Genomic DNA, 19469 nt, shown 5'->3' on the forward strand with positions numbered 1-19469 from the left:
ACACCAATCGTGCGTAGATGCGAATCGCACGTGCCGCGAAAGGCGTACCCCAGCGCCTGACGAACCCCCTGCGAGCCCGCTCCACGCTTCCAACGCTCCACACCTCCGCGCACACGGCCAGAATACGCCCAACTTGCTTATCAAGCTACGGCATTCGCAATATGCTTCTCCATGCAGCAGGCACGCGACTCGGCCAACCAGAGACAAACGGAGCACGCCAGCACGAGATCTCGAAAGCCCGATGACGTCGGCGCCCTCGGCGCCGGGGCCGTTTGGTCACTCGGCAATCTCGACAGCGTTGCCCCACACCCAGCACCGGTACACCTCGCCCTGCGCACGGAACTCGATACCGGCGGCGATCGGCGTAGATCGCATCAGTTTCGCGTAGACCCGGACGGGTTCCGGCCCGAACCGCACCCACGCCTTGACTCGCTTCTGGATGGCGGCCGGGTAGGTCGTGACGGGCTGGTTGCGCTCGTCGAGTTCGCGCGGCGTGAGCCCCTGCAGCGGCCCGGCCTTCGCCGCCCGCGCGATCAGCCGCTCCTCTGCTCGTTGATCGTAGAGCTCAGCGAGCCGCTTACTGGTCCCCATGGCCGCCTTCCTTCCCCGGCCTGATTCGAGGGTAGCAAGATTCGAAATAGTGTTCTATGGTTTTAACCCATGAAGGCGACCGTGATCGAACACCCCGTAACCATATGGATGGCCAACGACATGCCCGTCCGCATGGTCTACGCGGGTCAACGATGGCGGGTCACGGACGTCCCCACACGTCTCCGTGGTTCAATCTGGGAAGTAGACCCGGGACACCAGGGCTCGCTCTACGGCTGGAGATTCCAGTGCACGAATGATGCCGGCGAGTCAATGGTCTTCGACGTGTTCAAGAGCGAGGACGGATGGCACTTTCACCGCGCCTACACCTGATCAGAAGCCCTTGAACGCGGGCCCGTCGAACTCAGGCGGCATCGGCACGCTTGGAACATTGAGTCGGTGCCCGCACTCCGGACACACGTACGCGCCGGGGACCTCACGCATCACGACATCGTCGTGAGGGCAGTGCTGCTGCGCTGCAGCATCGAGGCTGACCATCATCCCTCCTATTCGGCGATCTCCGGGCCCGCGGCGTTCGGATCGTCACTCGAAATCGCTCTGGTGCCAAGCGCCACGTACCCGTCCGGAAGGTCGCCTACCAACTCGCCGTCACTGGGTCCGCCCACCAGCTTGTACGTCGCCATCCCCACAGCGTATGCCGCTGCCACCGGAACCGCATCAAACCCGGCCGATGACACGGCCGTCCTCATGCCAGGGCCCGCGAACCCTACAACCGAGCCATCACTGCAAAGTGCCTGCGTGCATTGCCCTTCTCGCTTCGTCTCGTCAGGTGGTACTGCGGGCGTCGTGCCAGCATGCTTCTCGGCGGTTCGCAAGACGCGCGCTCATCGGGCATGGGTGCGGGCGCGGTATTCGTGCGAGGGTGGTGCGGTTGGCGTAGCGCTCGATCTGAAGGAACTGCAGCTGTTCGTTTAGGGAACGGCTACCGCTCGCTGACACGTCGGACAGATCACGATGTAGACGCGTGCGGGTCGGACCTGATCGTCGATCATGGCGTACCTCCGGTGTCAGGATCCTGCCGCTCGCCGCGATTCGATCCGACACCGTTCCGCGTCGAAGACGCAGGAGTGGCAACCTGGATGGTGCCGCCCGGAGCTCCGATAACAATGTGGCCGGATCTGTAACCCAACGTCCATTCTCGAACTCGTTCGAACGCGCGATGGTCACGACTACGGATCAAGCGCTGGTTGATCGGTGCGATGTGCTCGGCAGCGCTGATCGGGGCTTATCCTCATCGACCCGGTAGGTGCGGCCTCGACCTCTCGGCTTGCATGCTTCGACCACGTAACGGTGGAGAGCGCGCGCTTCCTCGATGGCCATGCCAGTGACGAGTCGGCGACGCTCATCCTCAGTCCGCTCCTCAGCCGCACGCTTACGCGTGTGTCGTCGAGTACACACCGCGGTGATTGGAGCGATACGCAGACGTCCTGAACGTGCCCGAGCGCGGCGAGTGCGGCACGCGGGCGCCTTCACCCCGGCTGCCGGGCAACAATGCGTAGTGAGCTACTCAGATCTCGCCGCCAACACCTTTGAATTTGTCCACGAACGCAGCCAACTTCCGGAAGACACTCTGCTTTCTAGCCAAATACTCCGGATTGAGTGGGCTCATTCTGGGAAGAAGCGCGTTGAGTTCGGTGCCGTTCTCGCTGACAAACTCTCGCCTAAGCGAGGCGCTGATGTAGCGTCTAGCCGCTTCCACATCTAGCGCTTCATTGCTGATCAGCTCTTGTGCTTCGCGCTGCTGCTCTGACTGGGCAAAGCTGAAGAATGCCTCGATTGCGCTGGCCTTATCTGCCAGCGTGTCCAAGTCGGTCTGGTTGATGAAGTCCACCATGAGGCTTTCCTTCGCCCGATTGCCGAGGCTGGCGCGAATCATGCGGCGCACGTCCTCGACCAGAGACACCTTGTCCTTAGTCTTCTTGTTCTTCTCAAAGATCAACTCCAGGATGTAGTCAAGGTTTATCTCCTGGGACCTAAGCAGATCCACTTCGAACACCACGTCGTCCCAGTCGATGCTGGAACATGCCTTCTCCTCCGAGGCCTTTTCGCGGCGTAGCCAGTCGCGGATGTCATTGTAGGTGGAGCGGTAATCCTGGATCGTCCGATCTGCGGGAACCCGGATCTCCTGCAGTACCGCTAGGTCGTCGTCACTAAGGTAGTGCGTAGCCTTGAAGCTCTCGAGAGCCTGCGGGTCGCTTGTGTCGACGCTCTTCAACTCCTTGAGGCTGGCGAACTCATCGTAGTTCTGCAGCACATTCTCCACCCGCAGGTACTCACCGAACAGCTTTGCAAAGGCCTTCTTGTCGGACTCTGTCACGATGTCCGCGGGCTCAGGAAATCTCTGCTCGAGCTCGCTCACTACGTCAACGAATCCTCGTCGGGCTTCGCCTGTAGCTACGTCAGTGAAGCCCTCCATGTACTCAGCGAAACTCTTCTCCAGCACCACGTTGCGGGTGTTCTTGTCACCAAACAGCGTGATTGCGTCGATGGTTGCGTCCTCCAAGTCACGGAAGGTCACGATGTTGCCGAAAGTCTTGGTGGAGTCGAAGATGCGGTTGGTACGCGAGTAGGCCTGAATAAGACCGTGGTATCGCAGGTTCTTGTCCACAAACAGGGTGTTCAGCGTTGGCGCATCAAAGCCCGTCAGGAACATCCCAACGACGATAAGCAGGTCCACATCGCGGTCCTTGACGCGCTTCGCCAGGTCTCGGTAGTAGTTCTGGAAGCCTTTACTGTCCACACTGAAGCTCGTCTGGAACTGCGCATTGTACTCGGCAACGACCGCGTTAAGGAATTCTTTGGCGCTGGCATCCAGGGCTGACACTTCGAAACCCTCATCGGCGATCTCACCTAACGCATCCTGCTCCTCATTGGCAGCGTAGGAGAAGATTGTCGCAACCCGCAAACGCTTATCGCTGTCCTTCTGCAAGGTCCTGAAGGCCTCGTAGTAGAGCTTCGCGGCGTCAACACTGCTCACTGCAAACATGGCATTGAAGCCGGTGGCTCCTACTTGCAGGCGGTGAGTCTTCTGCCGGAAGCTGGAAAGGATGTATTCCGTGATTTCACGGATGCGATCTGGGTGCAGCAACGCCTGCCGATTCTCCGCGGCGCTCAGCTTCTTTTCGTTCTGCTCGCTCTCGATGACCTTGAACTGCGGACGGACATCGTTGTAGTCCACCTTGAACTTCAGAACCTTGTCGTCCCGAATGGCATCAGTGATGACGTACGAATGCAGTTCTCGGCCGAAGACGCTTGCTGTGGTGTCCGCACCCTGAGCGTTCTGCGGGAAGATTGGAGTACCGGTAAAACCGAATTGGTAGAACCTCTTGAACCTCTTGGTCAGGTTCCTCTGCGCCTCGCCGAACTGGCTACGATGACACTCGTCGAAGATGAAGACCACTTGCCGACCGTAGATTGGCAGATCGGTTTCGCTCTTCATTAGGTTGTTGAGTTTCTGGATAGTTGTGACGATGATCTTGCTGTCGTCCTTGTCCAGATTGCGCTTCAGACCCGCCGTGCTTTCCGAACCGTTCACACTGTCGGGCGAGAACCGCTGGTACTCCTTCATGGTCTGGTAGTCCAGATCTTTGCGGTCCACGACGAAGAATACTTTGTCGATGAAGTCAAGCTCAGCCGCAAGGCGCGCGGCCTTGAAGCTGGTCAGAGTCTTCCCCGACCCAGTCGTGTGCCAGATGTAGCCCCCGCCTTCGGTGCTGTTCCAGCGTTTGGCCTGATATGCACTGTTGATCTTCCACAAGATTCGCTCAGTCGCGGCAATCTGGTACGGCCGCATGATAAGCAGCGTGTTGCTGATGTCGAACACCGAGAAGTTCAGTAGCACGTTGAGCAGGGTGTGTTTCTGAAAGAAGGTAGCCGTGAAGTCCTTTAGGTCCTTGATGGGGCCGTTATCTGCCTTCGCCCAGTTCATAGTGAAGTCGAAGCTGTTTTTGTCACGCTGGGTTGTGTTGGCGAAGTAGCGAGTGTCAGTGCCGTTGGATATTACAAATACCTGCAAATATCTGAACAAGGAACTCTCGCGGTTGAAGCTCTCCTTGCTGTAGCGGTGCACTTGATTGAAGGCCTCGCGGATGGCCACGCCCCGCTTCTTCAGCTCAACCTGGACCAGAGGGAGCCCATTGATCAGTACGGTTACGTCATACCGGTTGGCATGACTGCCGGCTTGTTGAAACTGTTTGATCACCTGGATCTTGTTGCGGGCAACGTTCTTCTTGTCGAGCAGATAGATGTTCTGGATCCGACCATCGTCGAACACAAAGTCATGGACATAGTCGTCATGAATCTTGCGAGTCTTCTCGATGATTCCATCGCTCGGCTTATCCAGCCAAAATTCTACAAAACGCACCCATTCGCTATCCGAAAACTGCGCACCATTCAAGGTTTGAAGCTGCTCACGCACATTGGCCAGCAATGATTGTGGCGTTCTGAGATCTGGTAGGTACTCATACCCGAGGCCGACGAGGTCCTGAAGCAACTCGCGCTCTAGATCTGACTCACTTTGGTAGCTTTCCGCCGCCGCCCGCTCTCTCGCGTACCTATCAAGAACGATGAAGTTGCTGGTTTCGGCGATGGGCGTGCTCTGCTCAATCACTCTGTGGCTCCTGCCAGTAGCCGTAATTATCAATCAGATTGTCCAGCAGAAACTTGACCGTCTGTTTCTCCTGAGGTGTTGGTTCCGCAACTGCTTCACTAGACAGCGTGCTATGACTCGTGAACTGTATGATGCGGTTCAGATAGGCCTGCTTGTCGTCGGGCAGAAGCTCCGCCCATGCCGGGTGACCCAGGAAGCTTGCAGTCTTCTCATAGATGTTGCGGAGAAGAGTGAAGTGATATCGCTCGACTTGATTGGAAGAGATTGCTTGCTCAAGCGTTCTCCGGAGATGCAGGTGGTACGAGAAACTACTGTTAGAGTCTCCGTTCTTGGCCTCGAGGCTGAAAGTGCCATCTTCGAGACGCTCGAACAAGTAGCAAGTCTTCGTTCTGAGTTCGTTGAACAGTACGTTGTAAAACAACGGGCTGTGGGTAGTGATGACGAAGCTAAGCCCAGGCGGGCTTGTCTTAATCAAACCCGCAAGATTGACCGCCAACTCGATCAAATGGTTGTCATCCAACGAACTCACGGGGTCGTCGATGAACACATATTCAAGCTGATCGAACTGGCGGGTCTCGCGATCTTCCGCCTCGGCGACATTGAGCGTACTGATGGCCTGGTCCAACAGCGTGTAGAAGACACTCCAGATGAAGTTGCTTTCTTCACCCTTGGAAATCTTCAGGCTGCCAGAACTTTCATCGTCACCGCGCTCCAGCGAGAAGGTAATTTCAGTGAAATCCTCGTTGAAGTGTGGCGTCAGCTTGTCGTTGGCGTAGCGCTGAAAGTATCTGACGATGTTTCCATCTTGCCCAAGCTCTCTGAGTAGTCCGAGCAACCATTCGGTAAATGAGTTGGGCTGAATCACCAGCTTCGGAGCGGCGTCCATCTCGAGGTCGTTATCCCAATAGAACAGGTCCTCGGTGAACGCGCTGTAGTATAGAATCTTCGTTCGGGGCGGATCGGGTCTATCGGCGGATCCTTCCTCGCTACCCAAGTCTTTGGGAGCAACAAGCTGCTTAAACTCACGGGAAAGACGCGTCTTACCGGTGCCGTTGAAGGCATAGATAAGCTGCACCTTTTTATCGGTGTCTCTTAATTGGGTTGCAATTTCTGTGAGCGTCTGGCCCATATCAAGTCGCGTCCTTCTCCGATCGCTTGAAGTCGAGCAACCTGTCACGGTGATACTGGTACTGCGTCCGCCGCGCAGCTAGCTCGGCGGGGAGGCTAGCGCGGAGGTCATTGACGAGCACTTCGAACGACCTAAGTTCGGCGGCAATGGACTGCTGTTCCTCCATCGAAGGCAGCGGTATTTTCCATGCAAAGAAGTCCTGCGAATTCACAGCCGCCATCGATCCATCCGTACGCACGCACCGGCTGCGGATCTCTTCGCTGTCAGCCCTCAGCGCCTGATAGACGTACTCAGCATGGACACCCTCGCGGGGGATGAGTGCACGTATGTCCTGGTTGACAGTCGTATCGACCTTGACTAAACCGATCGGTACTCGGCGACGCAGGATATTCGACCGCATGACCACCGCAACGGCCGGAGCGGGCACGATCCTGAGAGAGGTCTCGTCCAGGGCGGCTTGGGTGACACGGCCGCGAATCTCATCCGTGGACTCATCGCTGATATCCATCGACGCAAGCCAAGGAATGTCTCCATTTGCCCAGTAGCGCGGGTCGCTCTTGGACGGGGTCACACCGCCCTGCCACTTGCCGAGGCTCGTCAGCGAGGCGCTCGCGGGGCCGACGCGCCTAAGCACCATGCGGCGATAGAAGTCATACTGCTGGTGACGGGCTTCAATCTCCGCTTCCAATTCAGCTTCAAGCTCCGCCTCGAATAGACTGAACATATCGAGTATTTCGGCGACGGCGCGTTGCACCTCGAGCGGCGGAACTGGAATCCGTACTTTCATAAAACGCGGCTTCGAGATATTGATTCGCGTGACTCCGTTGGCGGTTTCACGAATCTGTCTCCTGATCGATTCGCTACGAAACAGGTGCTTAGCGAATGCTGGCTCGAGCCAGTCACTTCGGTTGGGTCGGACGATAAAGCAGAAGCTATTGAGGTAGATGGGCTCCGGCGGCTCAGCGGTGACAACTGATGACATCCCGACCTCGTCAACCGACTCGGACGAGCCAGTGAATAGAATGTCTCCTAGCCGAACAGAGTTCTGTTGTTCACCATCCATGACCTTGACATAGTCTGGGGCTTCTAGGTCGAGAACCGGGTTTGCGAAGATATTCCGGTAGGAGGCATAGCGGGCGTTGCCCTCATTAAAATCTGTCTTGCTCTTGCCGCTGAGCCCAGGAACTGTGGTTGCCAGTTCAGCGAGCTGCTTGTACTCGACTCCATCCGGGCAGTGCTCTTCGATTAGGTCGTCAAGGCGGCTCACTCTGAGCCCTCCAGGTCAGCAACGATCGCGTCAATCAAAGTGCGCAGTTCGACCTGGCGTGAGACAAGACGTTCGATGCGTGCATTGAGCTCGGCGATGTCGACAACTTCGCGAGTGTCCTCGGCTACAACATAACTACTGACCGACAGGTTGTAGCCTTTGTTGGCTACGACGTCGTAGTCCACCGACGCAGCAAAATGCGGAACATCAGCCTTACTCGCGAACACTTGCATGATCTGCTGGATGTGCCCGGGATTCTCTTGGTCCTCATCGTCCGTGAGTACGTTGTAATTGACCGCTTTCTTGAACAGCCCGCTCGCGTCGATGAACTGGATCACAGTATCGGTCTTGTGCTTGGAGAGCACCAGAATGTTGACCGCGATGGAGGTGCCGAAGAAGAGATTCGGCGCCAACGCAATGACCGTCTCTACATAGTTGTTGTCGATGAGGTATTGGCGGATTCTCTGCTCCGCGCCGCCTCGATAGAAGATTCCAGGGAAGCAGACGATGGCGGCACGCCCTTTGCCGGAGAGATAGTGCAGGGCGTGCAGCACGAAGGCGAAATCCGCCTTAGATTTCGGTGCCAGTACCCCTGCGGGCGCGAAGCGATCATCGTTGATAAGAGTGGGGTCGTCCGAGCCGATCCACTTCACTGAGTACGGAGGGTTAGAGACGATGGCATCGAACGGCTTCTCGTCGTTGAAGTGGGGTGTGCGCAGCGTGTCGCCGAGCGAGATATTGAATTTGTCGTAGTTGATGTTGTGCAGGAACATGTTCATCCGCGCCAGGTTGTACGTGGTGTGGTTGATTTCCTGGCCAAAGAATCCGTCTTCGATGATGTGGGAGTCGAAGTGCTTCTTGGCTTGCAGTAGCAAAGATCCAGATCCGCAGGCCGGGTCGTAGATCTTGTTGACCTGGGTTTGCCCATGCATGGCCAATTGCGCGATGAGTTTGGAAACGTGCTGCGGGGTGAAGAACTCGCCGCCAGATTTACCGGCGTTCGCTGCGTAGTTGGAAATGAGGAATTCGTAGGCGTCACCGAAAAGGTCGATGTGGCTGCCCTCGAAGTCGCCGAACTCAAGCTCGGCAACGCCCTTGAGCACCGCGGCCAGGCGGGCGTTCTTCTCTTTGACGGTGTTGCCGAGGCGGTTGCTAGTGGTGTCGAAGTCAGCGAACAGGCCTTTGATGTCCAATTCGGACGGGTAGCCGCCGGCGGATGCTTCGATGGATGTAAAGATCTTGGCGAGATCAGTGTTTAGGGCTTCATTGGCTGGGGCAGCGGCGGTCACATTGGCGAACAGCTGGCTAGGGTAAATGAAGTAGCCCTTTGTCTTGACGGCATCGTCCTTGATGTCATCAGGGATAACATCGTCGGACAATCGCGAGTAGCGGATGCTGTCATCCCCACCTTCGATGTAGCTCGAGAAGTTCTCGCTGATAAAGCGGTAAAAGAGCGTACCGAGCACATACTGCTTGAAATCCCAGCCGTCAACTGCACCGCGCACCTCATTGGCGATTTGCCAGATCTGGCGTTGCAGGGCGGCCCGTTGCTGAGTGACATGCATAGCTTTGAAGTCTAGTTCGCACTCCCAGTCACCCGCGCCCGCGCCCGGCACTTTTTTTGCGGGCTGCCGGAGCCGCACGAAGTTCTGCGCATCTTCGCGCCCGATCGCACAGGTCAACCCCGACACGGGTGTTGAGTGCCCACTCCTCACCGCGCCGGGCGCGTGCCCTTCAGGCACCCCGGCGCCTCACCGGTCTAAGGACAGCAAGAGCATCATCCACTCGAACGCGGGCGACGAATGTCGGAGCAAGCCGATTTGGGCACTCGCCCGCGAGCGGATCCGAATCGGGGCGCGAGCACACCGATGTTCCTTGCCTTCGTGTCGGCCACCACCACGCTCATCTCACGACGCGGACAGCCAGTCCCGCCCTGAGGAGTTCATCAGTCGCCGCCGAGATGTCGGCGGTGTCTTCGAGCGCGTCGTCAAGGGGTCGATGGCTTGCCCTTGAGACGCGACGAGTAGCGCGAACAATGCCTTCGCTGCGATCGAGAGCTACACGTTGTTCAGCATGTGGTCGGGAATCACGGCCTCGCTTGGATCTGCACTCACTGGCCAGAGTCCGCGCGGCGATCCAGTCAGATCCTGCGTCCATGGATTGACCTTGCGCCTCCTCGTCCGCTCTTTCCACGTCGACGGCCGAGTCCCAGACCCAGCAACGTATTGTCCGTTCCTCGACGACGAATTCAATCCCGGCGGCACGCGGAGTCGACCGCACGATCGTGGCCGAAACACGGACCGCGTGTGGCCCGATCCGCACCCAGGCCTGACATCCTCGTGGGCGCGGATAGATCGTTACCGGCAGTCGGTCGAGTTCCAGCTCTCGGGAGGTGAGCGACTGGAGGGGCGCTTCCTTCATCAACCTCGCGAGGTGCTTCTCGGCCGCGTACCTGTCGTACAGTTCCGCGAGGCGCTTGCGACCCCACACCGGTCCCCTTTCCCGGCCCACGGCGATCGTACGGGGCGCCTCTGACACGGCAAACTCTCGGGCCAGTCCTGCACCCAGTACCGTTGGTAAACTCGCGGCAAGGAGTCAACATGTCCCAGCGCCCTTCGCAATGGCGAGTGAACGATGCGGTGCTCTATGACGCGCTGCGCGACGAGGCACGCGTCGCCTTAGCGGGGCTCGTCGTGTCTGGTGAAGCTCATGACGCGAGCGTCGCAACTCGGATCGCGCAGGTTCGCTCTGAGCTTTACGACGTGAACGGATTCGATCGCGACGAGATCGTCGCGAAACTCAACGCGATCCATGGCGCCGGGCACGCTCGTGGCTGACTCTCCGGAGACGTCCGCCGCAGACCGTGAGGCGCTCGTCCTGCGATCGGTGTTCAACGGCGCACAGCCCGCTCCGCAGCCCGCGTTGGTGCTGCTTGCCGGAGCTTCGGGGGCGGGCGCCGGGCGAGCGATCGCACGCGTCCGGCGAATGCATGGCGGCAATCTCGTTCCGATCTCGAGCGAGGATCTCCAAGCGTTTCATCCGCGCTATCTCGAGCCTGCTTTCCGTGCTTCAACGGCCGGCCAGAATGAACTGTCTCAGGCTGCGGCCTCCTGGCTGCAGGCGAGCATCGCTCATGCGCGTGAGAACCGTTACTCGTTGCTTCTCGAGGGTGCGTTCCGTTCACCGAGCACTGTGCTTGCTGTAGGACGCCGCTTCGCGGACTCCAACTATCAAGTGCACGTCGTCGCCGCCGCCACCCGCAGCGAGGAGAGCCTTTTGTCGGCGACGTCGCGAGGTCTGCAGCAGATGCAGCAGCGTCTGCACGCGCAATTCGTCACCCCTGCGGAGAATGAGCGGAGCCTTGCCGATGTGGATGCGCTCGTTTCGGCATCCGTGGCTGACTCGGCCATCGATCGCGTATCGGTGATCGGTCGGCGAGGGCAGACCATGTTCGATGCTCACCGTGCCGACCCCACGGCGATGGCCGACGTGTCTGCCGCGTTTCGCGCGTCATGCTCGGAGAGGATGTCCGCCCTGGAAGCAACGCAGTGGCTGAGTGAGTTGCGTCACATGACGGCGTACGCGCAATCGTTGCGCTCGATTCCTGACGCCGCGGTCGAGTCGATCATCGAACTTCACGAGATGGCGATCCTGAAGGTGGTGCCCGATTTACCGGTTCCACCGGGCTCCAAGGTCGTGCCGATCCAGCTGGTTGCCCTGCGATCGAACCTCGCAGCGCTCAATCAGCGCGCTGACCATCACGGCTCGCCTGACATCGCAAGCCCGATCGTCACGCCAACTGCACCGGGGACGTCGATTTCTCGCTGAGTTGCCCGCATTCCTGCTCCGGCCGGATAACTGCCGACTCCTAGTGGACGGTGCGCTGCGCAGTGCCGCGTCGTGGAATACCGGACCGAGCCCCGCGAGGGAGGATATGCCGCGAAAGCGCGGCACGGAGCGGGGTGCCGTCCACTATCCTCTCGCAGCTGGCGGGGCTGCCCACCTCTCGATCTCGTCCCGGACCTGCGAGATGCCCACCTCGCGTGCGAGTTCATCGATGAGATCGGGTCGGAAACCGGACCACCGCGCGCCGCCTGCGTCGACGATTGGCGCCTCGCGGTAGCCGAGCTGGTCGACAAGGAATGCCCGCAGCGCGGCGTTGTGTTCGGCGTGGACGTCGATGACTTCGTAGCGAATACCTAGATCGTCGAGTCGCTGGCATGTGAGGCGGCAGCGCTGACATGCCGAGCCCGTGGAGTAGACGGTGACCTTCATAACCCACCTCTTTTGCGTGTTGGAGATATCTATTGACATAAGTAGATGCTTTAGACATACACTTAGTCAAGCGGTTCTGCGAATCTCCGGCGCGGTAAGACAAACTGAGGGGGTGAAGGTCGACGTGAACAATCTCGATGGCAAGACGATGACGTGGCACTCCGCCACTCAGCCGGTCGGGTCCGCGCTGCGCATAGCCCCAGGATTCGTGGCATCCACCACCGATGAAGACAACGGCGTGGAGACCACGGTCGAGGCGCACTACAACGCCGCCGAGGGTCGCTACATCGTCACCGCGATCATCAACCGCGCAATTCGCGACGATTTCGATCAGCAGGCCCTCCGGCGCACGGCATCCGTTGCGATACTTCAGGCAGCGATCCCGCACTGCATCGCGGTGCGACTCACGGACGAGCCAGAGGCCAGCTGGACGTCCATCGCGGATCTCACGTCCTCTGAGGGCCGGATTATCCCGACATGGATGGCCGCCGCGGTGGTGAAGCGCGGGATGAAGGACGAGCGGATGGACGTCATTGAGATCCTCTACGGCGCCGCAGCACTGTCGGGCACTCCGCCGGTGCGGGCCGTGCAGGTCGAACTCGACATCCCACACCGCACAGCATCGGACTGGATCAAGAAAGCTCGCGACGCGGGTCGCCTGGATGGCATGACGTACAACGTCGGCCGCCAGGCAGATGGATAACGCAACGGCAAGCCAGACAGAAGTCGCGCCGGTCACGGCACTCTCTCCGCTGTTCTACTCCGAAGAGGAAGCAGCGTTGCTCCTCGGCATCCATCGAACGACGCTACGCACCCTCGCGGTCCAGGGCCACTCCCCCGTGCCGCCGATCCAGATCACCGAACACAAGCGCATCTATCGGCGCATCGACGTGGAGCGCCTCGCCGGCGTAGCGCCATGAGCATCCAAGTGCGGAAGACCGCGGACGGACGAACGCGCTACCTGGCCCGCGTAAAGGTCGGGGAAGTTCACGTCGCGTCGAGAACCTTCGGCCGCAAGAGCGATGCGGAGCGATGGGAACGCGAGCAGCGACATCGCTTCGAAACGGGACGCCCCATCGCGCCTAAACCGAATTACACTCTGGCGCAGCTCGTCGAAACCTTTCAAGAATCACGCAGGCACGGCAACCCCAAGACGATCGACACCGACAACAACAACCTCGCGGCGCTGCCACCCGCGCTCCTTCGACGCCCGCTGACATCGATCCAGGCTGAGGACATTCAGGGACACCTCTTGAGCGAACTGCGCAGCGGCAAGGCACCATCGACAGTCGCGCGAGCACGCACCACTCTGAGCGCCCTGTTCACGTACGCCGAGGAGCGCGGAATGCTCGAGCACCCGCATCCCGTGCGGACTATGAAAAAACTGCCACAGCTGTCGAGCGTGGCGCTGCGTTCGCTCAGCCTGAGCGAGATCCCCACGGGCGAACAGATCGATACCGTTCTCAGCGCGCTTCGCGAGCGACGGGCTGACATTGCCGATGTATTCGAGTTCATGTCCCTCACCGGCATCCGCTGGGGCGAGATCCGCGCGCTCCGTGTGCGCAACCTCAGCGAGCACGGACTTCCACAGCTGAACGTCGAGCGATCCCACTCCGACCGGTATGAGGAGAAAGTCCCGAAGTCATGGCGAGGCTTGCGCTCGATCCCCCTCTCCCCTCGCGGATTGGAGATCTTCCGAAGCCACGCCGCCGGCAAGCGGCCAGGCGACTACACGTTCACCAATACGCAGGGCGGTCAGCTGACGTCATTGCTTGTGCGCAAGTTTCCGCTCGGTTTCCGCAGGCACGCACTCCGTCACTTCGCAGCTTCCACTTGGCTACGTCTGGGCACGCCCGTTCACGAGGTCGCCGAGTATCTCGGCGATGATCCGCGGACCGTTCTGGCGGTCTACGCTCATGTTCTCGGCGAGGGACAGCGACGAGATTTCGCGCAGCGTCTCGCGAAAGCCGAGCACAGGACGCAAACCCCGGCACCGGAACAACCGGCCAACATCACGTGGCTCTCGAATCCGTCTGGGATCCCGCACGGGCGCGACGGCATCGGCCTCTGACATCATTACCATGCCCAGACCGGCGTGAACTCGGCCGCTCATCTCGCGATCGTTCTTCAGACAACACTCTCAGGCCAAGAGCTGTCGGCGGGTGCCGGGCGTGAACTGTTGATCCACCGGCGAGGCCCCCGCATCAGCAGAGCATTGGTCAGTTTATGGCGAACGAACCCCTCCCCGCCATCGGACCTGCGCTCTTGATAACGAAATACGGCGCGCCCCACGAGCAGCTTCCAGGTGCCAACCGACTCCCACGCACGCGACTATGTCCGTGCCCTTCGATAGGTTTACCTCGTGGCCAGCGATCATGTGTTCATCTCGTACATCACCGAGGACTCGGCACAGATCGATGAGCTCCAAGCAGCTCTCGAGGCTGCGGACTTCATCGTCTGGCGAGACAAAGACAAGCTCTGGCCAGGCGATGACTGGCAGGCCGAAATTCGGAATGCGATCCGTAGCGGGTCCTTCGTATTCCTCGCGTGCTTTTCCTCGAACCTCGCCAAGCGCAAGAAGTCGTACCAGTTCGAGGAGTTGACACTCGCCGCCGAAGAGTACCGGCTACGCCCGCCGGGAGCGTCGTGGCTCATGACTGCTCGCCTCGATGAATGCGAGATTCCAGAGATTGACCTTGGGGCAGGACGAACACTTGGGAAATCGATCCATCGCGCAGACCTGTTCGGATCGGCGAAGTCCGCGCAGATCGCACGACTCATAGTCGCCGTCCAACGCGCAATGGGCGCATCCCCTGGTACGCCACCTGCCTCGGTCTCACAGGTCGCAGTCGAGGCCGGACGTGCTGGAAGCGATCTAGTCGAAAGACTGCGCGAGTTCTTGAGGAGTCCAACGCTCGTCATGGACTACGACGAGTACTTGTCCGATCTGCGCGCTCCAATCTTGAAGGCACTCGCGGATCGTGAAACCTTTCCGATGAGAGTCCCTCCAGGCGTGAAGCAACTCGATGAGGACATCACCCGCGCATGGGTGACCCGAATCCGAAACTACGACGACGTGGTTGCTCCGGCGATGATCCCGTTGAAGCTCATCTCCATGTATGGTTCGCAGGCCCACGAGCAAGAGTTGACGCGAACGATGATGATCGTCGCTCATGAGTCCACACCCGACACGGCCGATGACATTTACGGAGTCGCCCACGAGTATCCCGCTTTGCTCATGACGTTTGCGGTCGCCATTGGCGCTCTCGCGAAGCAAAACTACTCCATGCTCCGCGCAGCATCGGCCGACGTCCAGATCGCGATCCCCGGGGGCTCACGTGTGCCCTTCATCCTCAAATCTGGGAGCCAGAGCGTGATCGGAATTGATCGATGGCGCGTGCCGGGGACGATCCTCGGTCTCGAGGACGACGGCACTTCGCCCAGCTCCGCTGACATTGCTCAATTGCTTTCGGGTCAAGCGGGACGGCGCTTCACCCCGATTTCCGATCACGTCTTCACCGTGCTCGCGCCGCTGTATCAGGAACAGTTTGCGAGTGACACAGACTATGCGGACGCGTTCGATCGGGTCGAGGTGTTGCTCGACGCGATATCAGAAGACGCGCGCGCGCAGGTCGAGTACTATTTCGGATCGCACGGCGGCTATGGGCGATACACCTGGCGCCACAAGCACAGCGAGCGCGGGCCGGAGACTATTCTGCTCGAAGAGGCCCGCTCGCACGGCGCCGGATGGACTCCACTCTTGGCGGGCCTGTTCGGCGGGTCATCCGAACGAGCAATCGCCGCTCTCGAAACGGTGGGGACCATGGCGAGCCGCGTACGGTCCGGACGCTACTAAAGCCGAGGGACCCGGCTGATCGGTTCTGAAAGGTCAGAAGTGTGGGATGAAACTCGACCCACAAATAGCGTCACAGCTGAGACCTTCGACACTCCCACTTGTCCGCTGCCGGGGGCCTAAGCTCCAAGTCCCGGCAACACCACGGCAACTTGGAGCCGAATCTGCGCCTCGAGGCAGGATCGTATACGAAACCCGGGCGAACAAAATCGGTCTCTGACCAGGAATTCTGTGGCGGAGACGAGGGGATTTGAACCCCTGGTCCCCTTGCGAGGACTCCACCTTAGCAGGGTGGTGCACTAGGCCTGACTATGCGACGTCTCCATGCGCCCCGCCTGTGGCGAGAACGCGTCATGCCATCATAACCGCTTCGGCGGGTCACGACGAACCGCCGCCGCACTCCCGCAGGGTAAGCGCTTTCCGCTATGCTCGAACACGCCACGATCGTGCCGCAGCCGCCACATCATCGGAACGGAAGAGGACATGCCCGAACCCCGCGTCATCAACGACAACGGAGCCTGGTGCTGGTTCCAGGACGAACGCGCCCTCGTCGACGCGAATCGACGCCTCCTCGTCGTCGGCTCTGTCCCGGCCCCCGAGGGCCCCGGCGGCGAAGCCCGTGCCGGCAACATCGAACTCACGGTCGCCGACCTCGACGCCGGCACCGCGCAGGTCGTCGTCCTGCATGAGCGGCTGGAGACCGACGACCACGATGTCCCGGCGCTCTGGCGCCGACGCGACGGTCGCTGGCTCGCCGTCTACGCGAAGCACAAGACCGACAACCTCACCCGCTGGCGGGTCAGCGAGCCGGACGACCCCACCCGCTGGGGTCCAGAGCAGACGTTCGACTGGACGGAGCTCACGGGCGGACGGGGCGTGACCTACTCGAACCTGCACGAGCTCGACGGTCGCCTGTACTGCTTCGCCCGCGCGATCAACGACGACCCGTGCGCCCTCGTCTCCGACGACGACGGCGACACCTTCGCGTACGCCGGCAAGCTCTTCACCCGCCCCAAGGTCGGATACGTCAACGGGTACACGCGCTACGTCGGAAGCGGCGACCGCATCGACCTCATCACCACCGACCACCACCCCCGCGACTACGACAACTCGATCTACCACGGCTACCTCGCAGCCGGCGCCCTGCACGACAGCGCAGGCACCGTCATCGCCGCCCCTGCGCCGAGCGACGACGCCCCCTCCCAGGTCGAGCTCACCACGATCCTCGCCGCGAGCTCGGTCGGCCCCGAGGGCGTCCGCATGCACGCCTGGACCACCGACATCCGGCGCGCACCAGACGGCACGATCGCCGCCGTCCTCACCGCGCGCATCGACGACGAGCTCGAAGACGAGCCGGACCGCAACCATCCTGTCCGCGACATCCGCTTCTACGCTGCCCGTCTCTCCCCCGGCGCCGAGACCTGGCAGCTCGTCGAGCTCGCCCAGGCCGGCGGCGGCCTCCTGCCCCACGAGCAGGACTACACCGGGCTCGCTGCCATCGACCCGTACGACATCGACTCCGTTTACATCTCGACGCCGATCGACCCGCGCACCCGCGATCGGCTCGCTCATCACGAGATCTTCCACGGCACGACATCGGATGCCGGCATCACCTGGTCGTGGACGCCCATCACCGAGGATTCGCCGTCTGACAATCTGCGTCCGATCGTCGCCCCGGGCGACGCGACCCGCATCCCCCTGCTGTGGTTCCGCGGCGAGATGACCGCTTCCCAGCACTACCGTTGTGAGATCGTGCTGCTCGACCAGCCGCGCACCGCCGACGACACCGTGAAGGAATCCGCATGACCACCGTCCTCCTCGTCGGCGCACACGGCTACGGCAGCGTCCATCTCCGCAACCTTGCGCGCCTCGGCGACCGCGTCGAGCTCGTCGGCCTGGTCGATCCCAAGGGCGGCCCGACCGAGGGGTTCGGGTCGGCCGCGCCCAGTTGGCAGAACCTGGACGAAGCGCTCGCCACCGGCATCCATCCGGACATCGTCATCGTCGCCACCCCGACCAACACGCACTTCGGCCTGGCCGCCCGTGCGCTCGAGCACGGCAGCCACGTCTACCTCGAGAAGCCGCCCGTCGCGACGATGGAGCAGTTCGCCGAACTGCTCGAGATCCAGCGGCGCACCGGCCGCGCCATCCAGGTCGGGTTCCAGAGCTTCGGCTCGCACGCCCTGACCGAGATCGCGAGCCTGGGGGGCGCGACCTCGGTCGCCACCTGGGCGACCTGGAGCCGCGAGTTCGCCTATTGGAACCGTTCGGCCTGGGCCGGCAAGCGCACCCTGAACGGCCAGCCCGTCGTCGACGGCGTCCTCACCAACGCCCTCTCGCACGCCGTCGCCACCGCGCTGCACATCGCCGGAGCGCGCCGACGCGAAGACATCGCCCGCATCGAGCTCGAGCTCTACCGCGCCAACGACATCGAAGCCGATGACACCTCGAGCGCGCGCATCACGCTGGCCGACGGACGGATCGTCTCCGCGGCACTCACACTCGCCGGCCCCGCACAGGACCAGCCGCTCATCGAGGCGCGCACGGCATCCGCCGACGTCCTGTTCTCGTACACCGACGATGCCCTCACGTACCCGGACGGCCGCGTCTCGCGACCGGGACGCATCGAGCTGTTCGAGCAGTTCCTCGACCACCTCGAGCACGGCGAACCCCAGCTGTCCGCCCTCGTCGACACCGGCGCCTACATGGAGGTGCTCGAAGCCGTCCGCACGGCGCCGGCTCCCGTCCGGATCCCGGATGCCGCGACCACCGCGCTGGACACCATGATCGTCGTGGACGACATCGCGGAGTGGGTGCAGCGCACCGCGCGCGCCGGCGCCCTGTTCAGCGAGGTGCGCGCACCGTTCGCCCCGGAGACCGCCGACGGCACCACCGAGGAGATCGCCCTCGGCGACACTGTCATCGCGGTCCTCGACGACGGCGCAGCCGTCACCCCGACATCCGGACCGCGCCCGTTCCTGCACCCCGTCCGCACCCTCGGCGGCGTCGTCGTGACGGATGCCCACCCCGCCGACCACGACTGGCACCTCGGCGTCTCCGTCGCGATCCAGCACGCGGGCGGTACGAACTTCTGGGGCGGGCCGACCTACACGCGCGACGCCGGCTACCGCTGGCTGAACGATCACGGCCGCATCGTGACGACCTCGCTCGAGCGCACCGCGGACGGCTTCGCGTCCACCGCGGACTGGCTCACCCCCGCGGGCGCCGTCGCGCTGCGCGAGACGACCAGCTGGGCGTTCGCCGCGGCATCCGATTCGGCATGGACCTTCCGGACCACGACTGTGCTGGAAGCGGCATCCGGACCGATCGAACTGGGCAGCCCCGGGTCGCACGGACGCGCGGGCGGAGGGTACGGCGGGTTCGCCTGGCGCTTCCCCGAGGCATCCGACGTCGACGTGCGCACCGCAGAGGCATCCGGAGAGGATGCCGTCCATGGCAGCGTGACGGACTGGATCGCCTTCAGCGCCCGCTTCCCCGACGGGGAAGCGACCGTCGGGCTCGCCTCGGACGAGCAGCGGCCCTGGTTCGTGCGCGTGACCGACTACCCCGGCATCGGCTCGGCCCTCGCCTGGGATCAGGCCGTCGCTCTGGAGGCCGGCGAGTCCGTCACGCTGTCGTTCCGCGGCGTGGTCGCCGACGGACGGCGGACGGATGCCGAGGTGACCGCCCTGCTCGGCTGACCCCCGCGCGGGCGGCGTCCGATGCG

At 61.4% G+C, this 19469-nt stretch carries 16 protein-coding genes and 1 tRNA gene; 9 read left to right on the top strand and 8 right to left on the bottom strand.

Going from position 1 to position 19469, the window contains the following annotated elements; translation table 11 throughout:
• Nucleotides 1–276 precede the first annotated feature (276 nt).
• A complete protein-coding gene (locus ACWAT3_RS12095) occupies nt 277–591 on the bottom strand; it encodes a hypothetical protein (protein WP_460798758.1) in 315 nt (104 codons plus the stop codon).
• Nucleotides 592–660: 69 nt separating this feature from the next.
• On the opposite strand from ACWAT3_RS12095, the gene ACWAT3_RS12100 reads away from it, so the two are divergent.
• Nucleotides 661–921 (top strand): hypothetical protein, encoded by a 261-nt coding sequence (locus ACWAT3_RS12100; protein WP_460798760.1) that lies wholly within the window; start codon nt 661–663, stop codon nt 919–921.
• Between the two features lie 173 nt (nt 922–1094).
• Here ACWAT3_RS12100 and ACWAT3_RS12105 read toward each other — a convergent pair whose 3' ends face one another.
• From ACWAT3_RS12105 to ACWAT3_RS12125, 5 genes are all read right to left on the bottom strand, one after another.
• A complete protein-coding gene (locus ACWAT3_RS12105) occupies nt 1095–1232 on the bottom strand; it encodes a hypothetical protein (protein ID WP_460798761.1) in 138 nt (45 codons plus the stop codon).
• Between the two features lie 884 nt (nt 1233–2116).
• Entirely contained in the window at nt 2117–5218 is a 3102-nt protein-coding gene (locus tag ACWAT3_RS12110) for an HsdR family type I site-specific deoxyribonuclease (RefSeq protein ID WP_460798763.1), read from the bottom strand.
• On the bottom strand, nt 5211–6347 hold the full coding sequence (locus ACWAT3_RS12115; RefSeq protein WP_460798764.1) for a hypothetical protein: 1137 nt from the start codon (nt 6345–6347) through the stop codon (nt 5211–5213). Before ACWAT3_RS12115 ends, ACWAT3_RS12110 begins: the two co-directional genes overlap by 8 nt.
• A gap of 1 nt (nt 6348) precedes the next feature.
• A complete protein-coding gene (locus ACWAT3_RS12120) occupies nt 6349–7614 on the bottom strand; it encodes a restriction endonuclease subunit S (RefSeq protein ID WP_460798766.1) in 1266 nt (421 codons plus the stop codon).
• Nucleotides 7611–9356 (bottom strand): type I restriction-modification system subunit M, encoded by a 1746-nt coding sequence (locus ACWAT3_RS12125; RefSeq protein WP_460798767.1) that lies wholly within the window; start codon nt 9354–9356, stop codon nt 7611–7613. Before ACWAT3_RS12125 ends, ACWAT3_RS12120 begins: the two co-directional genes overlap by 4 nt.
• Nucleotides 9357–10214: 858 nt before the next feature.
• Between ACWAT3_RS12125 and ACWAT3_RS12130 the strand changes: the two genes are divergently transcribed.
• Both ACWAT3_RS12130 and ACWAT3_RS12135 read left to right on the top strand, forming a co-directional pair.
• Nucleotides 10215–10451, top strand: coding sequence for a hypothetical protein (locus ACWAT3_RS12130; RefSeq protein WP_460798769.1), 237 nt, complete (start codon nt 10215–10217; stop codon nt 10449–10451).
• On the top strand, nt 10426–11442 hold the full coding sequence (locus ACWAT3_RS12135; RefSeq protein WP_460798771.1) for a zeta toxin family protein: 1017 nt from the start codon (nt 10426–10428) through the stop codon (nt 11440–11442). The genes ACWAT3_RS12130 and ACWAT3_RS12135 overlap by 26 nt, the downstream gene beginning before the upstream one ends.
• Nucleotides 11443–11586: 144 nt before the next feature.
• On the opposite strand, the gene ACWAT3_RS12140 is transcribed toward ACWAT3_RS12135, so the two are convergent.
• Nucleotides 11587–11928, bottom strand: a complete 342-nt coding sequence (locus ACWAT3_RS12140) for a glutaredoxin family protein (RefSeq protein ID WP_460798773.1) — start codon at nt 11926–11928, stop codon at nt 11587–11589.
• 73 nt (nt 11929–12001) lie between these two features.
• Between ACWAT3_RS12140 and ACWAT3_RS12145 the strand changes: the two genes are divergently transcribed.
• From ACWAT3_RS12145 to ACWAT3_RS12160, 4 genes are all read left to right on the top strand, one after another.
• On the top strand, nt 12002–12592 hold the full coding sequence (locus ACWAT3_RS12145) for a hypothetical protein (protein ID WP_460798775.1): 591 nt from the start codon (nt 12002–12004) through the stop codon (nt 12590–12592).
• The gene (locus ACWAT3_RS12150) at nt 12585–12809 is read left to right on the top strand and encodes a helix-turn-helix domain-containing protein (protein ID WP_460798777.1); all 225 of its coding nucleotides are present in this window, start codon (nt 12585–12587) and stop codon (nt 12807–12809) included. Before ACWAT3_RS12145 ends, ACWAT3_RS12150 begins: the two co-directional genes overlap by 8 nt.
• The gene (locus tag ACWAT3_RS12155) at nt 12806–13960 is read left to right on the top strand and encodes a tyrosine-type recombinase/integrase (protein ID WP_460798779.1); all 1155 of its coding nucleotides are present in this window, start codon (nt 12806–12808) and stop codon (nt 13958–13960) included. Before ACWAT3_RS12150 ends, ACWAT3_RS12155 begins: the two co-directional genes overlap by 4 nt.
• A 291-nt stretch (nt 13961–14251) precedes the next feature.
• A complete protein-coding gene (locus tag ACWAT3_RS12160; protein WP_460798781.1) occupies nt 14252–15745 on the top strand; it encodes a toll/interleukin-1 receptor domain-containing protein in 1494 nt (497 codons plus the stop codon).
• Nucleotides 15746–15974: 229 nt separating this feature from the next.
• On the opposite strand, the gene ACWAT3_RS12165 is transcribed toward ACWAT3_RS12160, so the two are convergent.
• Nucleotides 15975–16066, bottom strand: a tRNA-Ser gene (locus tag ACWAT3_RS12165).
• A 159-nt stretch (nt 16067–16225) separates the two neighbouring features.
• On the opposite strand from ACWAT3_RS12165, the gene ACWAT3_RS12170 reads away from it, so the two are divergent.
• Entirely contained in the window at nt 16226–17548 is a 1323-nt protein-coding gene (locus tag ACWAT3_RS12170) for a BNR-4 repeat-containing protein (RefSeq protein ID WP_460798782.1), read from the top strand.
• Nucleotides 17545–19443: a DUF6807 family protein gene (locus ACWAT3_RS12175; protein WP_460798784.1), complete on the top strand. Its 1899-nt coding sequence runs from the start codon at nt 17545–17547 to the stop codon at nt 19441–19443. Before ACWAT3_RS12170 ends, ACWAT3_RS12175 begins: the two co-directional genes overlap by 4 nt.
• Nucleotides 19444–19469 lie beyond the last annotated feature (26 nt).

The organism is Microbacterium sp. GXF0217 (assembly GCF_054798195.1).